13 protein-coding genes and 3 pseudogenes are annotated in these 16,418 nt (G+C 69.7%); 11 read left to right on the forward strand and 5 right to left on the reverse strand.

Going from position 1 to position 16,418, the window contains the following annotated elements:
- The coding region (locus J5X86_RS47780) for an acyl-CoA dehydrogenase family protein (RefSeq protein WP_208522876.1) at positions 1–410 on the reverse strand (410 nt) is incomplete at its 3' end.
- A 41-nt stretch (positions 411–451) separates the two neighbouring features.
- Between J5X86_RS47780 and J5X86_RS47785 the strand changes: the two genes are divergently transcribed.
- A complete protein-coding gene (locus J5X86_RS47785; RefSeq protein ID WP_208522877.1) occupies positions 452–1,159 on the forward strand; it encodes a TetR family transcriptional regulator in 708 nt (235 codons plus the stop codon).
- Between the two features lie 151 nt (positions 1,160–1,310).
- Here the strand turns inward: J5X86_RS47785 and J5X86_RS47790 are convergent.
- A pseudogene (locus tag J5X86_RS47790) lies at positions 1,311–1,622 on the reverse strand (aldo/keto reductase); the annotation flags it as partial.
- Between the two features lie 187 nt (positions 1,623–1,809).
- Here J5X86_RS47790 and J5X86_RS47795 point away from each other — a divergent pair.
- Entirely contained in the window at positions 1,810–2,724 is a 915-nt protein-coding gene (locus J5X86_RS47795) for a helix-turn-helix transcriptional regulator (protein ID WP_208522878.1), read from the forward strand.
- A 33-nt stretch (positions 2,725–2,757) separates the two neighbouring features.
- Here J5X86_RS47795 and J5X86_RS47800 read toward each other — a convergent pair whose 3' ends face one another.
- Positions 2,758–3,675, reverse strand: coding sequence for a helix-turn-helix transcriptional regulator (locus J5X86_RS47800; RefSeq protein WP_208522879.1), 918 nt, complete (start codon positions 3,673–3,675; stop codon positions 2,758–2,760).
- A 163-nt stretch (positions 3,676–3,838) separates the two neighbouring features.
- Between J5X86_RS47800 and J5X86_RS47805 the strand changes: the two genes are divergently transcribed.
- The 8 genes and pseudogenes from J5X86_RS47805 to J5X86_RS51650 all read left to right on the forward strand — a co-directional run.
- Positions 3,839–5,287, forward strand: a complete 1,449-nt coding sequence (locus J5X86_RS47805) for an MFS transporter (RefSeq protein ID WP_243983248.1) — start codon at positions 3,839–3,841, stop codon at positions 5,285–5,287.
- A 43-nt stretch (positions 5,288–5,330) separates the two neighbouring features.
- A complete protein-coding gene (locus J5X86_RS47810) occupies positions 5,331–6,182 on the forward strand; it encodes an aldo/keto reductase (RefSeq protein ID WP_208522881.1) in 852 nt (283 codons plus the stop codon).
- Positions 6,183–6,236: 54 nt separating this feature from the next.
- Positions 6,237–7,040, forward strand: coding sequence for a flavodoxin (locus J5X86_RS47815; protein ID WP_243983250.1), 804 nt, complete (start codon positions 6,237–6,239; stop codon positions 7,038–7,040).
- A 237-nt stretch (positions 7,041–7,277) separates the two neighbouring features.
- Entirely contained in the window at positions 7,278–7,919 is a 642-nt protein-coding gene (locus tag J5X86_RS47820) for a (2Fe-2S)-binding protein (RefSeq protein ID WP_208522882.1), read from the forward strand.
- 6 nt (positions 7,920–7,925) lie between these two features.
- A complete protein-coding gene (locus J5X86_RS47825) occupies positions 7,926–8,906 on the forward strand; it encodes a xanthine dehydrogenase family protein subunit M (RefSeq protein ID WP_208522883.1) in 981 nt (326 codons plus the stop codon).
- Positions 8,903–11,098, forward strand: coding sequence for a xanthine dehydrogenase family protein molybdopterin-binding subunit (locus J5X86_RS47830; RefSeq protein ID WP_208522884.1), 2,196 nt, complete (start codon positions 8,903–8,905; stop codon positions 11,096–11,098). Before J5X86_RS47825 ends, J5X86_RS47830 begins: the two co-directional genes overlap by 4 nt.
- Before the next feature lie 210 nt (positions 11,099–11,308).
- Positions 11,309–11,614, forward strand: coding sequence for a hypothetical protein (locus J5X86_RS47835; RefSeq protein WP_208522885.1), 306 nt, complete (start codon positions 11,309–11,311; stop codon positions 11,612–11,614).
- 642 nt (positions 11,615–12,256) lie between these two features.
- A pseudogene (locus J5X86_RS51650) lies at positions 12,257–13,114 on the forward strand (sugar phosphate isomerase/epimerase family protein); the annotation flags it as partial.
- Positions 13,115–13,580: 466 nt separating this feature from the next.
- On the opposite strand, the gene J5X86_RS47845 reads toward J5X86_RS51650, so the two are convergent.
- Both J5X86_RS47845 and J5X86_RS47850 read right to left on the reverse strand, forming a co-directional pair.
- Positions 13,581–14,456, reverse strand: a complete 876-nt coding sequence (locus J5X86_RS47845; protein ID WP_208522899.1) for an aminoglycoside phosphotransferase family protein — start codon at positions 14,454–14,456, stop codon at positions 13,581–13,583.
- Positions 14,457–15,351: 895 nt separating this feature from the next.
- Positions 15,352–15,651: a hypothetical protein gene (locus J5X86_RS47850; protein ID WP_208522886.1), complete on the reverse strand. Its 300-nt coding sequence runs from the start codon at positions 15,649–15,651 to the stop codon at positions 15,352–15,354.
- Positions 15,652–16,039: 388 nt separating this feature from the next.
- Between J5X86_RS47850 and J5X86_RS51655 the strand changes: the two are divergent.
- A pseudogene (locus J5X86_RS51655) lies at positions 16,040–16,261 on the forward strand (class I SAM-dependent methyltransferase); the annotation flags it as partial.
- Positions 16,262–16,418: the final 157 nt, after the last annotated feature.

The raw sequence follows: 16,418 nt of genomic DNA on the forward strand, positions 1-16,418 counted from the left end.
ATCGCGTCGCCCTTGGCGAGCGGGGCCAGGTACTTCTTCTTCAGCTCCTCGGAGGCGGAGAGGATGACCGGCAGCGACCCCAGCTTGTTGACCGCGGGGATCAGGGAGGACGAGGCGCAGACCCGGGCGACCTCCTCGATGACGATCACGGTGGCCAGCGCGTCCGCGCCGGAGCCGCCGTAGGACTCGGGGACGTGCACCGCGTGCAGATCGTTCGCGACCAGGGCGTCGAGCGCCTCCTGGGGGAAGCGGGCCCCCTCGTCGACCTCTGCCGCGAAGGGGGCTATCTTCGCCTCGGCGAGAGAGCGGACGGCGTCACGGAGCATGTCGTGCTCCTCGGACGGGCGATATAGGTCGAAGTCCGACACAGATTCTCCTAAGACATGGCACTCAGTACCCTCATTATGCATGTGGAGTGCCACGCCAAAAGGGAGTCGGTAGTTTCGTGGCCATGAACGATCAACACGACGGAGCAGGACGGAGCGGGGAGAGCGGCCCCGCAGCCACAGACGACCAGGAGAAGGTCCCCATCAGAGACCTCCTCGTGTCGGCCGCTTTCGAACTCTTCACCGAACGCGGCTACGACAGCACGACCATTGACGACATCGTGCGCCGCGCCGGCGTGGGGCGCCGCTCGTTCTTCAGGTACTTCCCCACCAAGGAGGAAGTCGTCTTCCCCGATCACGAACGAGCCCTTGCCGACATGGTTCGCTACCTGGAAGACGGCGCCCAGGACCCCGACCCGGTCGGTCGCGCCTGCGGCGCCGCCCGGCTCGTCATGCGCATGTACGCGGAGAACGCCGAGTTCTCGGTGAAGCGGTACGCGCTCACCCGTAAGGTCGCAGCGCTCAATGCCTACGAAACGTCCGTGGTGCGGCGCTACGAGCGCGCCCTCGCGGCCTACCTCACACGCCGGTTCGCCACACTGTCGGACGGCGACGTCCGGGCATACACGGTCGCCGCGAGCGTCGTCGCCGCGCACAACTTCGGACTGCGCGCCTGGCTGCGCTCCGGAGCCCGCGGCGACGCGGCCGCAGGCGTGGACCAGGCACTCGACCTCGTCCATCGCACCTGGAGCGATACCGGCGAGACCCTCGTCCTGGTCACGAAGAGCAACACCCCGAGGTGGCAGATCATCCAGCGGCTCGAGGGAATGTGACGGGAAGAACAGAGACGGAACTAAGTTCCCTGAAGTAGGGTACTTAGTGCCCTAAACCGTAAGCGACAGAGCACACCACACCCCTCAGCCCCGCCCGGCCCGATCGCGGGCGGGGTGCCGCCTTGCTATCACGGTGAAACAACCGCCAGGTACCGAGCGGAGAGTAGGGCAGGAAGGCGATGCCCTGCTCCCTGCAGTACGGCAGCACCTCGTCCTTCCACTCCCTGGTCTACAGCGACAACTCCGACTGCACGGATGTCACCGGGTGCACGGCCTGAGCACGCTTGATGTGGTCCACCGTCGACTCGGACACGTCGATATGCCGGGCCTTGCCCGCAGTCACCATCTCGGCGAGCGCGCCCCAGGACTCCTCGATGGGCACCTCGGGGTCGACGTGGTCGGTGCCGAGTCGGCGCAGGCTCGCGTCGATCGACTTGCGGATGGCCGAGGCGGAAGTCTCCTCGTCCCGTGGGCCGCCATGTCGTAGCCGTACGACATTCCCATGCAGCCCTGGCCGAGAACGCCGACTCGGGGTCCGTTGGCGCGCCACGCGTCAGACCGCGCTGTGCCCGGGGAACCGCGTTCCGGGGAATGACAGGCCCCCCCACACGCCTACCGCGCAGGTCATCGGCGCCCGCACACTCGAAGGCATGACACGTGAGCAGCCCACCAGCGGGGGCACCGAGCTGGGCCGCTTTCTGCGCGCCCGCCGGGCTCGGATCAGCCCCGCCGAGGCCGGTCTCACGGTTGGCTCCGGGCTGCGCCGCACGCCCGGGCTGCGCCGTGAGGAACTTGCCACTCTCGCCGGCATCAGCGTCGACTACTACACCCGCCTGGAGCGCGGCAAGGAGACCAGGCCCAGCTCGTCCGTCGTCGACTCCCTGGCCCGGGCCCTGTGCCTGGAGGAGGACGAGTACGAGCATCTGCGCAGCCTGGCCGCCCTCGCCGCCCGCACCGCACCGGAACCTCCGACGCCGCCCAGCCGGACCATACGGCCGGGTGTGAAGCTGCTGCTGGAAAGCCTGCGGCCGAACCCCGCACACGTGATCAGCCGCACCAACGACCTGCTCGCCGCCAACCCCAGCGGGCTCAGACTCCTCGCCGGGATCGATGAGTGGCCGACCAGACAGCGCAACATCGCCCGCTACGTCTTCCTTCATCCCACCGCCCGCGACCTGTTCCACGACTGGGACAACCAGGTCCGGGGCTGTGTCGCCCGGCTGCGCACCCTGGCCGGAACCGACCCCGACGCCCCGGACCTGACCCGGCTCGCCGGTGAACTGCTGCTCAAGAGCCCGGAGTTCGCCCGACTGTGGGAGCACTACGACGTCAAAGGCAGCGCCCACGGCCGTAAGACCTTCCACCACCCCGAGGTGGGCGACCTCACCCTCGGCTACCAGGCGATGGAACTGGAAGACACCCCCGGCCACCGGCTCGTCACGTACTACGCCGAGCCCGGCACCACCGAGCACGACACCCTCGTCCTCCTCGACATGCTCGGCTCCCAGTCGATCCCGCACAAACCGGCCTCGCCCCAGGACGAGACCACGTCGTCCTCCCCCTGACCCCACACCGTGAGCGCCAGTCCACGGCGCTGGTCAGGACTGTCCGCGCCGTTGCTGTTCGGGCTTCGTGTCCGGGCGCTTGGCGGGATGAGGTGCGGCGATGTCGAGCAGCAGCATGGCGTCGTGGTCGGGGGTACCGGGCTCGGCGGTGTAGACGCCGAGGCGTTGGCCCGGGGTGCCTTCGACGTGCATGCCCTGACCACTGAGCGTGAGGACGCCGACCTGGGGGTGGTGGAAGGTCTTCTGAACGCTCTTGCGCCCGATGACGTCGTAACGCTCCCACAGCTTGGCGAAGTCCGGGCTTTTGAGCAGGAGTTCACCCATAAGATTGGTGAGGTCAGGGGCGTCCGGATCGGTGCCGGCCAGGGTGCGCAGCCGGGCGACACAGCCCCGGACCTGGTTGTCCCAGTCGGGGAAGAGGGTGCGCGCGGTGGGGTGGAGAAAGAGGTAGCGGGCGAGGTTGCGCTGTGTGGCGGGCCAGTCGGCGAGGCCCGCGTACAGGGCGAGGCCGCCGGGGTTCCAGGCGAGGACGTCCATGCTTCGGCTGACGACGTAGGCGGGGTTCGGCCGTAGCGTCTCCAGGATCAGCTTCAGGTGCGGGCGCACGGTTCGGCTCGGCGGTGGCGGAGGTTCGGGGGTGTAGCGGGCGGCCCGGGCGGCGAGCTCGCGCAGGTGCTGGTGCTCGGCGTCGTCAAGGTGCAGGGCACGGGAGAGGGCGTCGAGCACGGAGGGACTCGGGCGGGTCTCCTTGCCGCGCTCCAGGCGGACGTAGTAGTCGATGCTGATTCCGGCGAGCGTGGCCAGCTCCTCGCGGCGCAGGCCGGGGGTGCGGCGCAGGCCGGCACCTACGGTGAGGCCGACCCGGTCGGGGCTGGTCTGGGTGCGTCGCGCGCGCAGAAACCGGCCCAGTTCCATGTCGGCGTTCCTGCTGGTGCTCTGCTCGGATGCCATATCGACAGTGTCACACCGCGCTGACCTGCGTGGCAGGCGTGTGGGGGGCCCTGTCACACCCCTGAACGTCGCTCCCCGGCATGGCCCGGCCTGCCATCGGGGCCGAAAAGGCGCGAGGCTCGATTTCTGTCAGCCCGGCCTTCCCCATGCAGGAGATCCTCCCTTGTCCACGTCCGCCTCGCCCGCGTCGCTCCACCTCGGCGCGGCCGGTTCGCCGCCGCAGAGTAAGTCCGGCGCGCGTCCGGCGCTGGCCGCTGTACTGCTCGGCTTCTTCACGATCATGGTCGACGCGATGATCGTGAATGTGGCCCTGCCCTCGATCGGACGCGGCTTCGGCAGTGGGATGACCGGGCTGCAGTGGGTGGTCGACGGGTACACCCTCGCCTTCGCCGCGTTCCTGCTGTCCGCCGGCGCGATCAGCGACCGCATCGGGGCCCGCCAAGCGTTCGCCTGCGGCCTGGGCCTGTTCGTGGCAGCGTCCGCGGTCTGCGCGATGGCACCGAATCTGGGCATTCTGGTGGCGGCGCGGCTGGTGCAGGGAGCCGGGGCCGCGGTCGTCGTTCCATCCTCCCTCGCCCTGCTGCGCGAGACCTTCCCCGACCCGGCCGCCCGAGCGAAGGCGATCGCCCTGTGGGGCGTGGGCGGCTCAGTCGGCGCCGCTGCCGGGCCCGTGGCCGGCGGGCTGCTCACCCTCATCGACTGGCGGATGATCTTCTTCGTCAACCTGCCCGTCGGCGCGGTGGCCCTGGTGCTCCTCAAGCGCGCCCAGCCCTCTCCACGCCAGGAGGTGCCCTTCGACTGGACCGGCCAGGTGGCCGCCGTCGCCACCATGGGCGCGCTGACATACGCGGTCATCGAGGCCGGTGCCGACGGGTTCGGCACCGCGCCGGTCCTGGTCGCCTTCGCGGTGGCGGTCGTGGCGGCCATCGTCTTCGGCGCGGCGCAGGCTCGTGGGCGGCATCCGATGACGCCGCTGCCCCTGCTGCGCTCCCGCACGGTGGCGCTCTCGGTCGCCATCGGGTTCGCCCTGAACGTCGGCTTCTACGGGATGATCTTCCTGCTGGGGCTGTACCTCCAGCAGGTGCACGGGCTGAGCGCGCTCGCCACCGGCATGGCCTTCCTGCCGATGACCGTGCTCACCTCCTTCATGAGCCCCGTCGCCGCCCGCCTGGCCACCCGGTTCGGTGCGCGGATGCCCGTGATCAGCGGCCAGCTCCTGATGGCCGCGGGCCTGCTGGCGATGGTGGCGGTCCCCACCGACTCGCCGGCGTGGTTGTCGGTGCTGCTGATGGTGCCCATCGGCGCCGGTGGCGCGATGGCCGTGACCGCCCTGACGGCGCTGCTCCTGGAGAAGGTGCCCGCCGAGCGCGCCGGCGTCGCCAGTGGTGTGCTGAACGCCGCCCGCCAGCTCGGGGGCGCACTGGCCGTAGCGGTCTTCGGCGCGCTGGTCGCCGACCGGTCCGGATTCGTCTCCGGTCTGCACACCAGTCTGCTGATCGCCGCGGCGACCGTGGCGGTGAGCGTCATAGCCACCGTGCTTTTGCGGGCTCAAGTGCCCCATCGGCTTCCGGCCACCGTCACCGACGCGGGCCCACGTCTGCTCGAACGCTGACCTGTCACCCGCCCCATCCCGTCCCAAACAGAAGGAAGATCCCATGCAAACCGTCACCCTCAACAACGGCGTCAAGATGCCGATCCTCGGTTTCGGCGTGTACCAGATCCCGCCGGAGGAGACCGAGCAGGCCGTCACTGACGCCCTCGCGGCCGGCTACCGGCTCCTCGACACCGCCGCCGCCTACCTCAATGAGGAGGCCGTCGGCCGCGCCATCAAGAACAGCGGCCTCCCGCGGGAGGAGCTGTTCGTCACCACCAAGCTGTGGGTCCAGGACGCGCCGGCCCAGGAGAACACCAAGCGCGCCTTCGATGCCTCGCTGAACAAGCTCGGCCTGGACTACCTCGACCTGTACCTGATGCACCAGCCCTACGGCGACGTGTACGGCCAGTGGCGCGCCATGGAGGACCTCCACCGCGAGGGGCGCGTCAAGGCGATCGGCGTGTCCAACTTCTACCCCGACAGGCTCCTCGACCTCGTCATCAACAACGAGGTCAAGCCCGCGGTCAACCAGATCGAGACCCACCCGTTCTTCCAGCGCACCGCCGACCAGGAGCTCATGCGCGAGCACGGGGTCCAGATCCAGTCGTGGGGCGGCTTCGCCGAAGGCAAGAACAATATCTTCGCTCACCCGGTCCTGAGCGAGATCGGCGAGAAGCACGGCAAGTCCGTGGCGCAGGTCGTGCTCCGCTGGCTGGCCCAGCGCGGCGTTGTCGCGATCCCCAAGTCGGTGCGCCCCGACCGCATGGCGGAGAACATCGACGTCTTCGACTTCGAGCTCACCGACGACCAGATGGCGGCCATCGCCACTATGGACATCGGGTCGACGCTGTTCTTCGACCACCACGCCCCGGAGATGGTCAGCTGGCTCAGCGCGCGGCGTCTGAACGGCTGACCGGCAGACGGCGACAGCACGGACACCAGAACTCCCAAGGACCACGGTTTGGCCATGTCCCAGAAACAGAACATCATCGATGTGCTCCTGGTCGGCGCGACCGGCAGCAGACGCCGTACGCGCCCTTCGCGGGACCGGCGGATGACGGCGGGCGGACTCGGCGCAGGGAAAGGCGCACCCGCCGCGCCGGGGCGACGCGCGCTCCTTCGTGGCGCACTTCTGGGAGGAGCCACCATCATGACCGGTGTTCAGATCGCCGGTTGTTCCACATCCCCGACACGTGGGGACGCGCCGCAATCCGCTGAGCGACCTGCCTCGGCGACCTCACCCGGGAAGCGGGTCCTGCTGGCCTACTTCTCCCGGCCGGGTGAGAATTACTACTACGGCGGGCGCACCAATCTCAAGATCGGGAACACCGAAGCACTCGCCCGGATGATCGGCGAGCGCATCGAGTGCGACGTGCACCGCATCGAAGGCGTCGCCCCCTACCCCGACGACTACGACGCGACGGTCGCGCGCAACGTCCGCGAACAGAATTCCGACGCGCGGCCGGCCGTCGCCAACCCCCCGTCCTCGCTCGGCCGTTACGACGCGGTACTTCTGGCCAGCCCCATCTGGAACGTCAGAGCACCCATGATCATGTCGACCTTCAGCGAGAGGTACGACTTCCGCGGCAAGACGGTCTATCCGGTCACGACGTACGCGATGAGCGGATTGGGCACCACCGAACGCGACTACGCGGCGTCCTGCCGGGGCGCGACCATCGGGGAAGGACTCGCGGTGCGCGGCGAGAAAGTCCGGGAAGCCGATACCGAAGTCCGAACGTGGCTGCGGCGCATCGGCCTTCTCCGGGACTGACCCGCGTCTCCCAAACGGCCCAGTCTGGCAGCGCCACGCCCTGTGAAACAGGTGGGAGAGGGGGCCCTGTCACACCCTGGCTGGCCGTGCCCCGGAACAACACGACCTGTCACACGGCCAGTTGGCCCGCCAGGCTGGGCGGAAGCCGACATGCCATGAGGGGCAAGGGTGACCCTCCGTCGTGGGCCCACACCGATCAGCAAGTCCCCCAACTTTCCCCGTGCCGAGAGAGTGAATATGTCTGCCGAAACCTCCGGGTCAGCCGCGTCTCCCCCCACCCAGCCCCCGTCCGCACCATCGCGTCGTACCTTCATCGCCACAACCTCCGTGGCCGGCGGCGTGATCGCGGCGGGCGGGCTGATCGCAGGTCCTTCGCTGCTCGGCGCCGAGCAGGCCGCTGCCGCCGAGGCATCGCCCAGCAGCCGCCTCACCTTGGCCGTCAACGGCCGGCGGCACACCGTCACCGTGGACAACCGGACATCACTGCTGGACCTGCTGCGCGAGCACCTCGGCCTGACCGGCTCGAAGAAGGGTTGTAACGCCGGTGCCTGCGGGGCCTGCACGGTGTTGGTCGACGGGCGGCGGGTCAACTCCTGCCTCACCCTGGCGGTTCGCCTGGAGAGCGCCGAGGTCACCACCGTCGAGGGCCTGGCCAAGGGCGACGAACTCCACCCGCTGCAGCAGGCGTTCATCGACCAGGACGCATTCCAGTGCGGCTACTGCACGCCGGGCCAGATCATGTCGGCCGTCGGCTGCGCACAGGAGGGCCACACCGGCTCCAAGGAGGAGATCCGGGAGTGGATGAGCGGCAACATCTGCCGCTGCGGGTGTTACGTGAAGATCGTGCGCGCGGTCGAGCAGGCCTCGGGCCGGAAGTGAGTGCCGATGTATCCCTTCTCCTTCACCAAGGCGCCCAGCACGCATGAGGCTCTTGAGGCCGGTCGGCGCGGCGGCCGTTACATCGCCGGTGGCACCACCCTGGTCGACCTGATGCGCGAGACCGTCGAACGCCCCGACACGCTGGTCGACATCAGCGACCTGCCGCTGCGCGAGGTCACCGTCACCGAACGCGGCGGCCTGCGCATCGGCGCGCTGGTGACCATGGCCGAGGCCGCCGCCGACCGCAAGGTGCGCACCACATATCCGGTCATCTCCCAGGCGCTGGAGCTGAGCGCGTCCGCCCAGCTGCGCAACATGGCCACCCTCGGCGGCAACATCATGCAGCGCACCCGCTGCCCCTACTTCCGTGACGTGACGGCCGCCTGCAATAAGCGCGAGCCCGCCTCCGGTTGTGCCGCGCGGGAGGGTTACAACCGCACCCACGCGATCCTGGGCACCTCCGAGGACTGCGTGGCCACCCATCCTTCCGACGTGGCCGTCGCCTTCGCCGCGCTGGAGGCAGGCGTATCTCTACTCGGCCCGGACGGGGAGCGCACCGTCCCCTTCTCCGACTTCCTGCTCCGGCCCGGCCGCACCCCTGATCGCGAACAGGCTCTGAAGAAGGGCGAGTTGATTACCGCCGTGGAGATCCCGGCCTACCCGCGTCCGCTGAAGTCCGGCTACCTGAAGGTACGGGACCGCCAGTCCTACGAGTTCGCCCTCACCTCCGCCGCGGTCGCCCTGCACGTCCGCGGCGGCGTGATCCGCGAAGCCAAGGTCGCCGCCGGCGGCGTGGGAACGGTGCCGTGGAAGCTGCCCGCCGTTGAGCGAGTCCTCATCGGCGAACGCCCCTCGGAACGACTCTGGGCCCGGGCGGCCACGTCGGCCGTGGACGGGGCCAGGCCGCTGCAGCACAACCGGTTCAAGGTCGAGCTGCTCAAGCGGACCGTCGAACGCCAGCTGCGCATCGTAGGAGACATGGCATGAGCCCCCAACCGCAGGCAGCCGTCGGCGCACCCCTCTCCCGCGTGGACGGGCGCCTGAAGGTGACAGGGCAGGCGAAGTACGCCGCCGACCATGAGCCCGAGGGCGTCGTGCACGCCGTCGTGGTCGACAGCAGCGTCGCCCGAGGCCGGATCACCGGCATCGACACCCGCGCCGCCGAAGCCCAGGCCGGTGTGCTGAAGGTGATCCACCACCGCAACGCCCCCAAACTGCCCTACCGCGACAACCCGGGATCGCTCAACCTCCCAGGGGAGCGGCTGCGCGTCTTCCAGGACGACCAGGTCCACTTCCACGGCCAGCCGGTCGCCGTCGTCGTGGCCACCACCTTGGAGGCCGCCCAGCACGCCGCGACCCTGGTGAGGATCGGCTACGACGCCGAGCGGTCCGCCACCGATCTGGCCGATGCCCCGGCGACGGGCGAGCCGGTGACCTACGCGCGCGGCGACGCGGAGGCGGCCCTGCGCGACGCCCCCGTCCGGCTGGAGATGACGTACCGGACAGCCCGGAACCATCACAACGCGATGGAGCTCCACGCCACCGTCGCCCAATGGGATGGTGACAAGCTCACGCTGTGGGACAAGACCCAGTGGGTGCAGAGCCCGCGGGACGAACTCGCCGCCAATTTCGGCATTCCGGCCGAGTCCATCCGCGTCATCTCACCCTTCGTCGGCGGCGCGTTCGGCAACGCCGCACGCGCCTGGCCGCACATCACCATCGCGGCCCTCGCCGCCCGCGAGACGGGCCACCCGGTCAAGCTCGTCCTCACCCGCAGGCAGCTCTACTTCGGAGTGGGCTACCGGCCGGCATACGAGTACAAGGTGCGCCTGGGCAGCGACCGCCGCGGACGCCTGACCGCGATGACCCACGACCTGCGCGCCGAGACCTCCAGGTACGAGACGTTCGCCGAGCGCGGCGTCCTCTCCCCCGGGCAGATGCTCTACACCACCCCCAACGTCGCCCAGACGCACCGGGCGGTGCCCCTGGACGTGAACACCCCGACCCCGATGCGCGGCCCGGGCTACTCCACCGCCGCCTTCCCCATCGAGAGCGCGATGGACGAACTCGCTCACGAGCTCGGCATCGACCCCATCGAGCTGCGGCTGCGTAACGAACCGGAGAACGACCAGTCCAGCGGGCGGCCGTTCGCCACCCGGCGGCTACGCGAGTGCTACACCGTCGGCGCCCGCGAGTTCGGCTGGAACCGCCGCAACCCCCGGCCCCGCTCCACCCGCGACGGCGACTGGCTGATCGGCACCGGCATGGCGACCGCGCTCTACGACACCCTGCGGGCCCCGGGCCAGGCCCGGGTACGGCTGGACGCCGACGGCACCGCCCTGGTCGAGTCCGCGACCAGCGACATGGGCCCCGGCACCTACACCTCCATGACCCAGATCGCCGCCGACGCCCTCGGTCTCGCGGTCCGCAACGTGACCTTCCGGCTCGGCGACACGAACCTGCCCACCGCCCCGCTCCACGGCGGCTCGCTGACCATGGCCAGCGTCGGATCCACCGTCCAGGACGGCTGCGACAAACTGCGGCAGCAGGCGATCGAACTGGCCGTCGAGGACGAGGACTCGCCGCTGTACGGCGCCGACACCGACGACATCGTCGTACGAGGCGGCCGACTGCACGTGAAGACTGATCCCGCGCGCGGGGAGACGTACCGGCAACTCCTCGGCCGCAACAACCGCGCGCATCTGGAAGCGCTCGGCTCCTGGACCCCGGGCCAGTCCCGGTCCTCGATGTACGCCTACGGCGCGGTGTTCGCCGAGGTCGGTGTGGACGCCCGCCTGGGCCTGGTGCGGGTGCGGCGGATGCTCGGCGTCTTCGACGCGGGCCGGATCATCAGCCCCAAGCTGGCTGACAGCCAGGCCATCGGCGCGATGACCGGCGGTATCGGTATGGCGCTGCTGGAGCACACGGTCACCGACCACCGTGACGGCCGGATCGTGGGCGCCAACCTGGCCGACTACCTGGTCCCGGTCAACGCCGACGTCCCCGACCTGAAGGCGATCTACGTCGACGGCAGGGACGACGAGGCCGACCCCATCGGCGTCAAGGGCCTCGGCGAGGTCGTCCTGGTCGGTGTGGCACCGGCCATCGCCAACGCCGTCTTCCACGCCACCGGCCGACGGGTGCGCGATCTGCCCATCACCGCCGAGGCGCTGCTCTGAGCCTCCCCTGGGCAGCGGTGACGACGCGCGGGCTGCCGAACCTTCGCCTGGCCGTGCCGTTCGAACAGGTCACGTTCCGGCACGGCATGGCCGCCTTCGGGGCCACGAGTTGCCCGTCGCGTGGTGACCTGATCCGTAACGCCTCCCGGCGTCCTCACCCGCGGTGGGCGGACAGAGCACCTGCCGAGGGCGCGGACCGGCATTCGTGATGTGCCTGATGCCTGGGAACTCGACTGGACCTTCGAGGCATGGGCCCCCGACACCCGGCTTCGGGTGGCCTATCCGCCGTCGTTCGTCCTGGCCGGTTCCGCGGCCTGCGCCCTGACGACCGATGGCGCCGGCACCCACACGTGGGAGTTCCCCGTCAACGGATACCAAGCCGAATGGCTGCACCTCGCCGATGTCGTGGACGGCCGCACCGAGCCACTGATCGGGCTCGCCACCGCGATCGCGGACATGGTCTACGCCCTGGATCTGGCCGACGGTGCCGCCGCTCTCCTGGAGGACCACGGATGACCACGCCCCTGATCAGCGTCGCCTTCGACGGCCCGGTCACCGCTGCCCGCCACTCCCCCACCATCGCCGGGCTGCCTGCCCGCTTCCGTACTGCCGCCAAGGCGTCGGACGCGGACTTCCTGGTCGTCGACGGCACGACGCCCGACTGGCCCGCCGCGTGCGCGAATACCCGCGCCGTTCTGATCGACCGCCCTCGCGCGGCCGGCGAAGACCTGCCCCGCACCACCCTGGCGTTCGCCGACACCGGCTACCCCTCCGACCCGGCCCGGACCGCCGAACTCCCCCGGATCAGGGCCTCTCTCGACGACACCGTCAGCATCGTCGAGTCCACCGTATCCGTGGCCGACCCGGACGAACTTCCCGACGGCCTGCTCTCCCAACTCACCCTGGATGGCCCGACGCGTTCGCGGCGTTCTGCGCCGACACCTACGCCGCCGTCAGGGGCGAACAGCGCACCGGACTTCCCACGGTCGGCGACGGCCTGCGATCCATCGAAATCATCGACGCACTGCTGCACAGCGCCGCCACCGGCGGCTGGTCCGAGATCGGTGCCGCCGACGCAGCGGTCACCGCGGAAACGGAGAAGTCGTGACAGAGCAGTCCCGCCACCCGGTCACCCTCTTCACCGGCCAGTGGGCCGACATGCCCTTCGAGGAGCTGGCGCGCCGCGCCGCCGAGTGGGGCTACGACGGCCTGGTGATCGCCGCCAGCGGCGATCACCTCGATCTCGCCCGCGCCGCCGAGGACGACGCGTACGCGCAATCCCGGCTCGACATCCTCGACCGCCATGGCTTGAAGGTGTGGGCGATCTCGAACCACCTGGCCGGCCAGGCCGTGTGCGACGACCCGATCGACTTCCGCCACTAGGCGATCCTGCGCGACTACGTATGGGGCGACGGTGACGCCGAGGGTGTGCGGCAGCGCGCCGCCGAGGACATGAAGCGGGCCGCCCGCGTGGCCCGCAAGCTCGGTGTCGATGTCGTCGTCGGCTTCACGGGATCGTCGATCTGGCCGTACGTCGCGATGTTCCCGCCGGTGCCCGGCGAGGTCATCGACCGTGGCTACGAGGACTTCGCGAATCGGTGGAACCCCATCCTCGACGTCTTCGACGCCGAGGGCGTGCGCTTCGCCCACGAGGTGCACCCCAGCGAGATCGCGTACGACTACTGGACGAGCGTGCGCACTCTGGAGGCCATCGACCGCCGCGAGACCTTCGGGTTCAACTGGGACCCCTCGCACATGGCGTGGCAGGGCATCGATGTGGTGTCGTTCATCACCGACTTCTCCGACCGCATCTACCACGTGGACTGCAAGGCCACCCGCATCCGCGAGGCCAGCGGCCGCCAGGGCATCCTCGGCTCGCATCTGACATGGGGAGACCCGCGTCGGGGTTGGGACTTCGTCTCGACCGGACACGGCGACATCCCCTGGGAAGACGCCTTCCGGGCGCTCGCGTCGATCGGCTACGACGGCCCCATCTCCATCGAGTGGGAAGACGCCGTCCCGGCGGTGGAATTGCCTGCGCGCCGCCCCACCTCGTCCTCCCAAGGCGGTGTATTCCTTCCCCTATGGCACCCGCCATCCACCGCACCCGCACAGGCTGATGGCAGTCCGCAGATCGTCCGCCAGCTCCTGGACGCCTTCACCGCGCATGGCGACCCCGAGTGGCTGACTCTGGCGGAGATCGCCGACCACCTCGTGGGCGCCGACCTGGCCACCTGGGGCCAGTGGGAGGGACGGCACAACCGGCTGATGATGGTCGGCCGCACCATCCGGTCCGCACTACGACGAGCCGGAGTGCAGATCCCCGTCGACCGTCTATCGACCCCAAACGGCCGACCTTCTACGAGCTCGCAGACATCCAACGGGCGGGCGCAGTGCGGTGCTGAGGCAGGCCGCGGAGACGGATCCCCGCTCCCTGGCACGAGGAGCCACGGCCCCAGCCGGTCAGGGCTCTCGCGTGGGATCAGCAAGACAGGGCGAGTAGTTCGTCGATCACCGGCTCTGGACCGTCATAGGTGAGGTGCGCGATGGCTGCCATTGGTGCGATCACCCGGCTCCAGGCATACAACCGGTCCCCATCGAGCCCGCACGCGGTCGCCACCCGCCGGCAACGGGCCTCGACACCCTCTTGTCCGGCGCCGGCCACCACGTAGTCGACGGCGTCGAAGCACGGGTCGCCTATGCATGCCTTGGGGTCGATCGCGACCAGACCGCGCGACGGGCCGCCGTCCAGGACGTTGCCGAGGTGCAGATCGCCGTGCAGCAACACAAGCCTGGCCTGACTGTCCAGCAACGTCTCACAGCGCCGTATCGCCCGCTGCCACACGGCCTGGTCAATCCGTGCGCCGATGGCCGGCTCGGACAGCCGCCGGCCGATCCGGACGAAGGCCTCGTCACACCGACCGCGCAGATCCAGTGGCCAGTGCGCGGGTGGGGCCACGGCGTGCAGTGCGGCAAGCAACTCTCCCCACTGCTGCGGCAATGACGTCTGCGGCATGTCCTCGGCCCCGGTGCCGGGCAGGACCTCCTCCAACACCATCGCCCCGGCCTCCGCGTCGGCAGACAATACGGCCGGCACCCGACCCGACGGCGCGAACACGCGCAGCATCTCCACCTGCCTGGCCAACAGCGCCCGATCCGGACTGAGTTTGAGAACCGCCGGCGTCCCGTCAGACCACTGACAGCGCAAGACGACAGAAGAGGCTCCACTCCCGAACAGCTCACCGAGCACGAAACCCCACCGCGCGGCCAGCCGCGCAGCGAGGTCCGGAACCCCAGCGAGCCAACCCTCGGCCCCGGGGCCGAACCGACCCACCAACCGCGCGCCGACCTCGTCCATATTCACCCCGGTAGCTTGCACCCCGAACTGCCGCCATGCACACACATATCAACACAAGCGACGTCACGGGACGCGCCAGGCCGTGATCCGTACCTGCTCCCACGTGCCCAGCGTTCCTCAACCCGTCACGCGCCCTTGACCAGCATCTCGTGCGTCAACCCCTGGATAACCCGCGGCCCCATGCAGTTCCTGCCGCCCACCTTCCAGAGCGTCATCGCCCAGCATCCGCCACCGAAAGACGGAGCCACTCCCCCCCTCGCCGTACAACACGCACGACGCCATCCACACCACCGCCCCATACCTGAGCGACCCCGGCGCCCCCGACCGCCACGCCCCCCGACGCCGTCTACACCTACAACCACGCCGACCGGCACGTCCCGAAAGTCCTCACCCAGACCCAGGCATACGCCAGCAGCGCAGCCTTCGGTGCCGACACCGCCCCCACTCAATGGCGTACATCGTAAAGTCACAGGTCACGGCTCTGATATGCGTGACGACCCGGGTGCTCACGGCGGTCGGCGGCCGATAACCACGGCGTACATCACCGAGCAGGTCCGGCTCCGATACGATGCCAGGTACGGCCGCGTCCACCACTGACCCCCGCCAACGCCCCATCAAGCGGCCGGCACGCCACGACAACGCGGGAGACTGCGGGGACACAGAAGCGGCAGTGGATCACCACCCGCAGGAATGAACCCAACACTCCCGCCCAGCAGTTGACCAAGAGCACTTCACGAGGTCCAGACCGAACGGGACGAGCTGGCCAACGCACAGCAGGCGTTGAGCCGCCAGGCCGAACAGACCCAGCACGACGTCGAGACAGTCTCTCTCCCACAATCCGGTATCGACCTGCTGGGAGCGCAGTTCAGCGACAGTGGCGACCTCCCCGGCGCGTTCAAGCGGCGGAGGGCCGGGGGGTGGTGCGGCCGAAGGTGGTGTCGCCGCCGCCCAGGCGACGCCAGTAGCGGGAGTCGTGGGTACGCAACCCGTCGACGACTTCCCAGAGGACGGCGAACTCCGAGCCGAGCATGGCGTGTTCGGTGCTCTGGCCGGGGGGCCGACGCAGACGGGGATGACCAGGACGGCGAACTTTCCCGCTCCGGAGGGGCGGGCGCAGGACGCGGCCGAGGGCCTGGATGATGCCGGAGGCGCCGCGCTCGGGATCGGCGAACAAAACGGCGTCCACGTCGGACACACCGACGCCTTCGCCCAGGATACGGACGTTGGACAGCACGGCCCGTCGACGTGGCCGGCGGGGCCTGAGCGGCGGCGCAGCAGGGGGACGCCTTCGAGCTCGGCCGAGTACTGGGCGCGCACACGGGGTGGCAGCTCGCTGTACAGGGCGCGGGCCCACAGGCGGCGCACGCAGGTCGTGGAGGCGGCTGCCACGACGGTGCGGGACAGTGTCCCGCTGAACTGGCGGGCGCAGGCCATGCGGCTGTGGAAGCTGATGACGCGGCGGATACGGTGGGTGCCCATGACGTGCAGCAGGCAGACCTGCAGAGCTGCCAGCCGCAGGCCGCTGGGGTGGTGGGAGATGCACCGCCACAACAGCCCCCACCGAACCCGATCAACCAGCCAATGACGACCTGCCGCACGACCGCCCGGCTTCGACGCCTCCGCAGGTCCACCGGATCACCGACCGCGCCGACGGCGGGGAGCGAACCATCACCTTCCAGCTCTGGCACTGGCACGACGACGGCGAGCACTACGACTTGGAGCACTTCCAACTCCTTCCGGCAGGCGGAGAATGGCGCGTCCAGGTCCGCCGGACCACCTACTGGGCGCTCGGCCAGGATCGGCTGGCCCGCCACGGGGTGCCACTGCTCCCTGCCATGACGCGGTAGCTCCGCACCGGCCGCTGAACCGCAGCCAGACCCCTCAGCCGCCCCAAACGCGCCGTCAAGGACTCCGCATCGCCGCTTTGCCGGACATCTCATCACGGCGAGCAACACCGGGCTC

Source organism: Streptomyces sp. NEAU-YJ-81 (assembly GCF_017592595.1).
GTDB lineage: Bacteria > Actinomycetota > Actinomycetes > Streptomycetales > Streptomycetaceae > Streptomyces > Streptomyces hygroscopicus_B.

Coding starts and splice junctions, on each gene's coding strand:
- J5X86_RS47820 (WP_208522882.1), top strand. CDS start 7,278: ATGTCTGCCGAAACCTCCGGGTCAGCCGCGTCTCCCCCCACCCAGCCC.
- J5X86_RS47785 (WP_208522877.1), top strand. CDS start 452: ATGAACGATCAACACGACGGAGCAGGACGGAGCGGGGAGAGCGGCCCC.
- J5X86_RS47810 (WP_208522881.1), top strand. CDS start 5,331: ATGCAAACCGTCACCCTCAACAACGGCGTCAAGATGCCGATCCTCGGT.
- J5X86_RS47825 (WP_208522883.1), top strand. CDS start 7,926: ATGTATCCCTTCTCCTTCACCAAGGCGCCCAGCACGCATGAGGCTCTT.
- J5X86_RS47815 (WP_243983250.1), top strand. CDS start 6,237: ATGTCCCAGAAACAGAACATCATCGATGTGCTCCTGGTCGGCGCGACC.
- J5X86_RS47800 (WP_208522879.1), bottom strand. CDS start 3,675: ATGGCATCCGAGCAGAGCACCAGCAGGAACGCCGACATGGAACTGGGC.
- J5X86_RS47830 (WP_208522884.1), top strand. CDS start 8,903: ATGAGCCCCCAACCGCAGGCAGCCGTCGGCGCACCCCTCTCCCGCGTG.
- J5X86_RS47845 (WP_208522899.1), bottom strand. CDS start 14,456: ATGGACGAGGTCGGCGCGCGGTTGGTGGGTCGGTTCGGCCCCGGGGCC.
- J5X86_RS47795 (WP_208522878.1), top strand. CDS start 1,810: ATGACACGTGAGCAGCCCACCAGCGGGGGCACCGAGCTGGGCCGCTTT.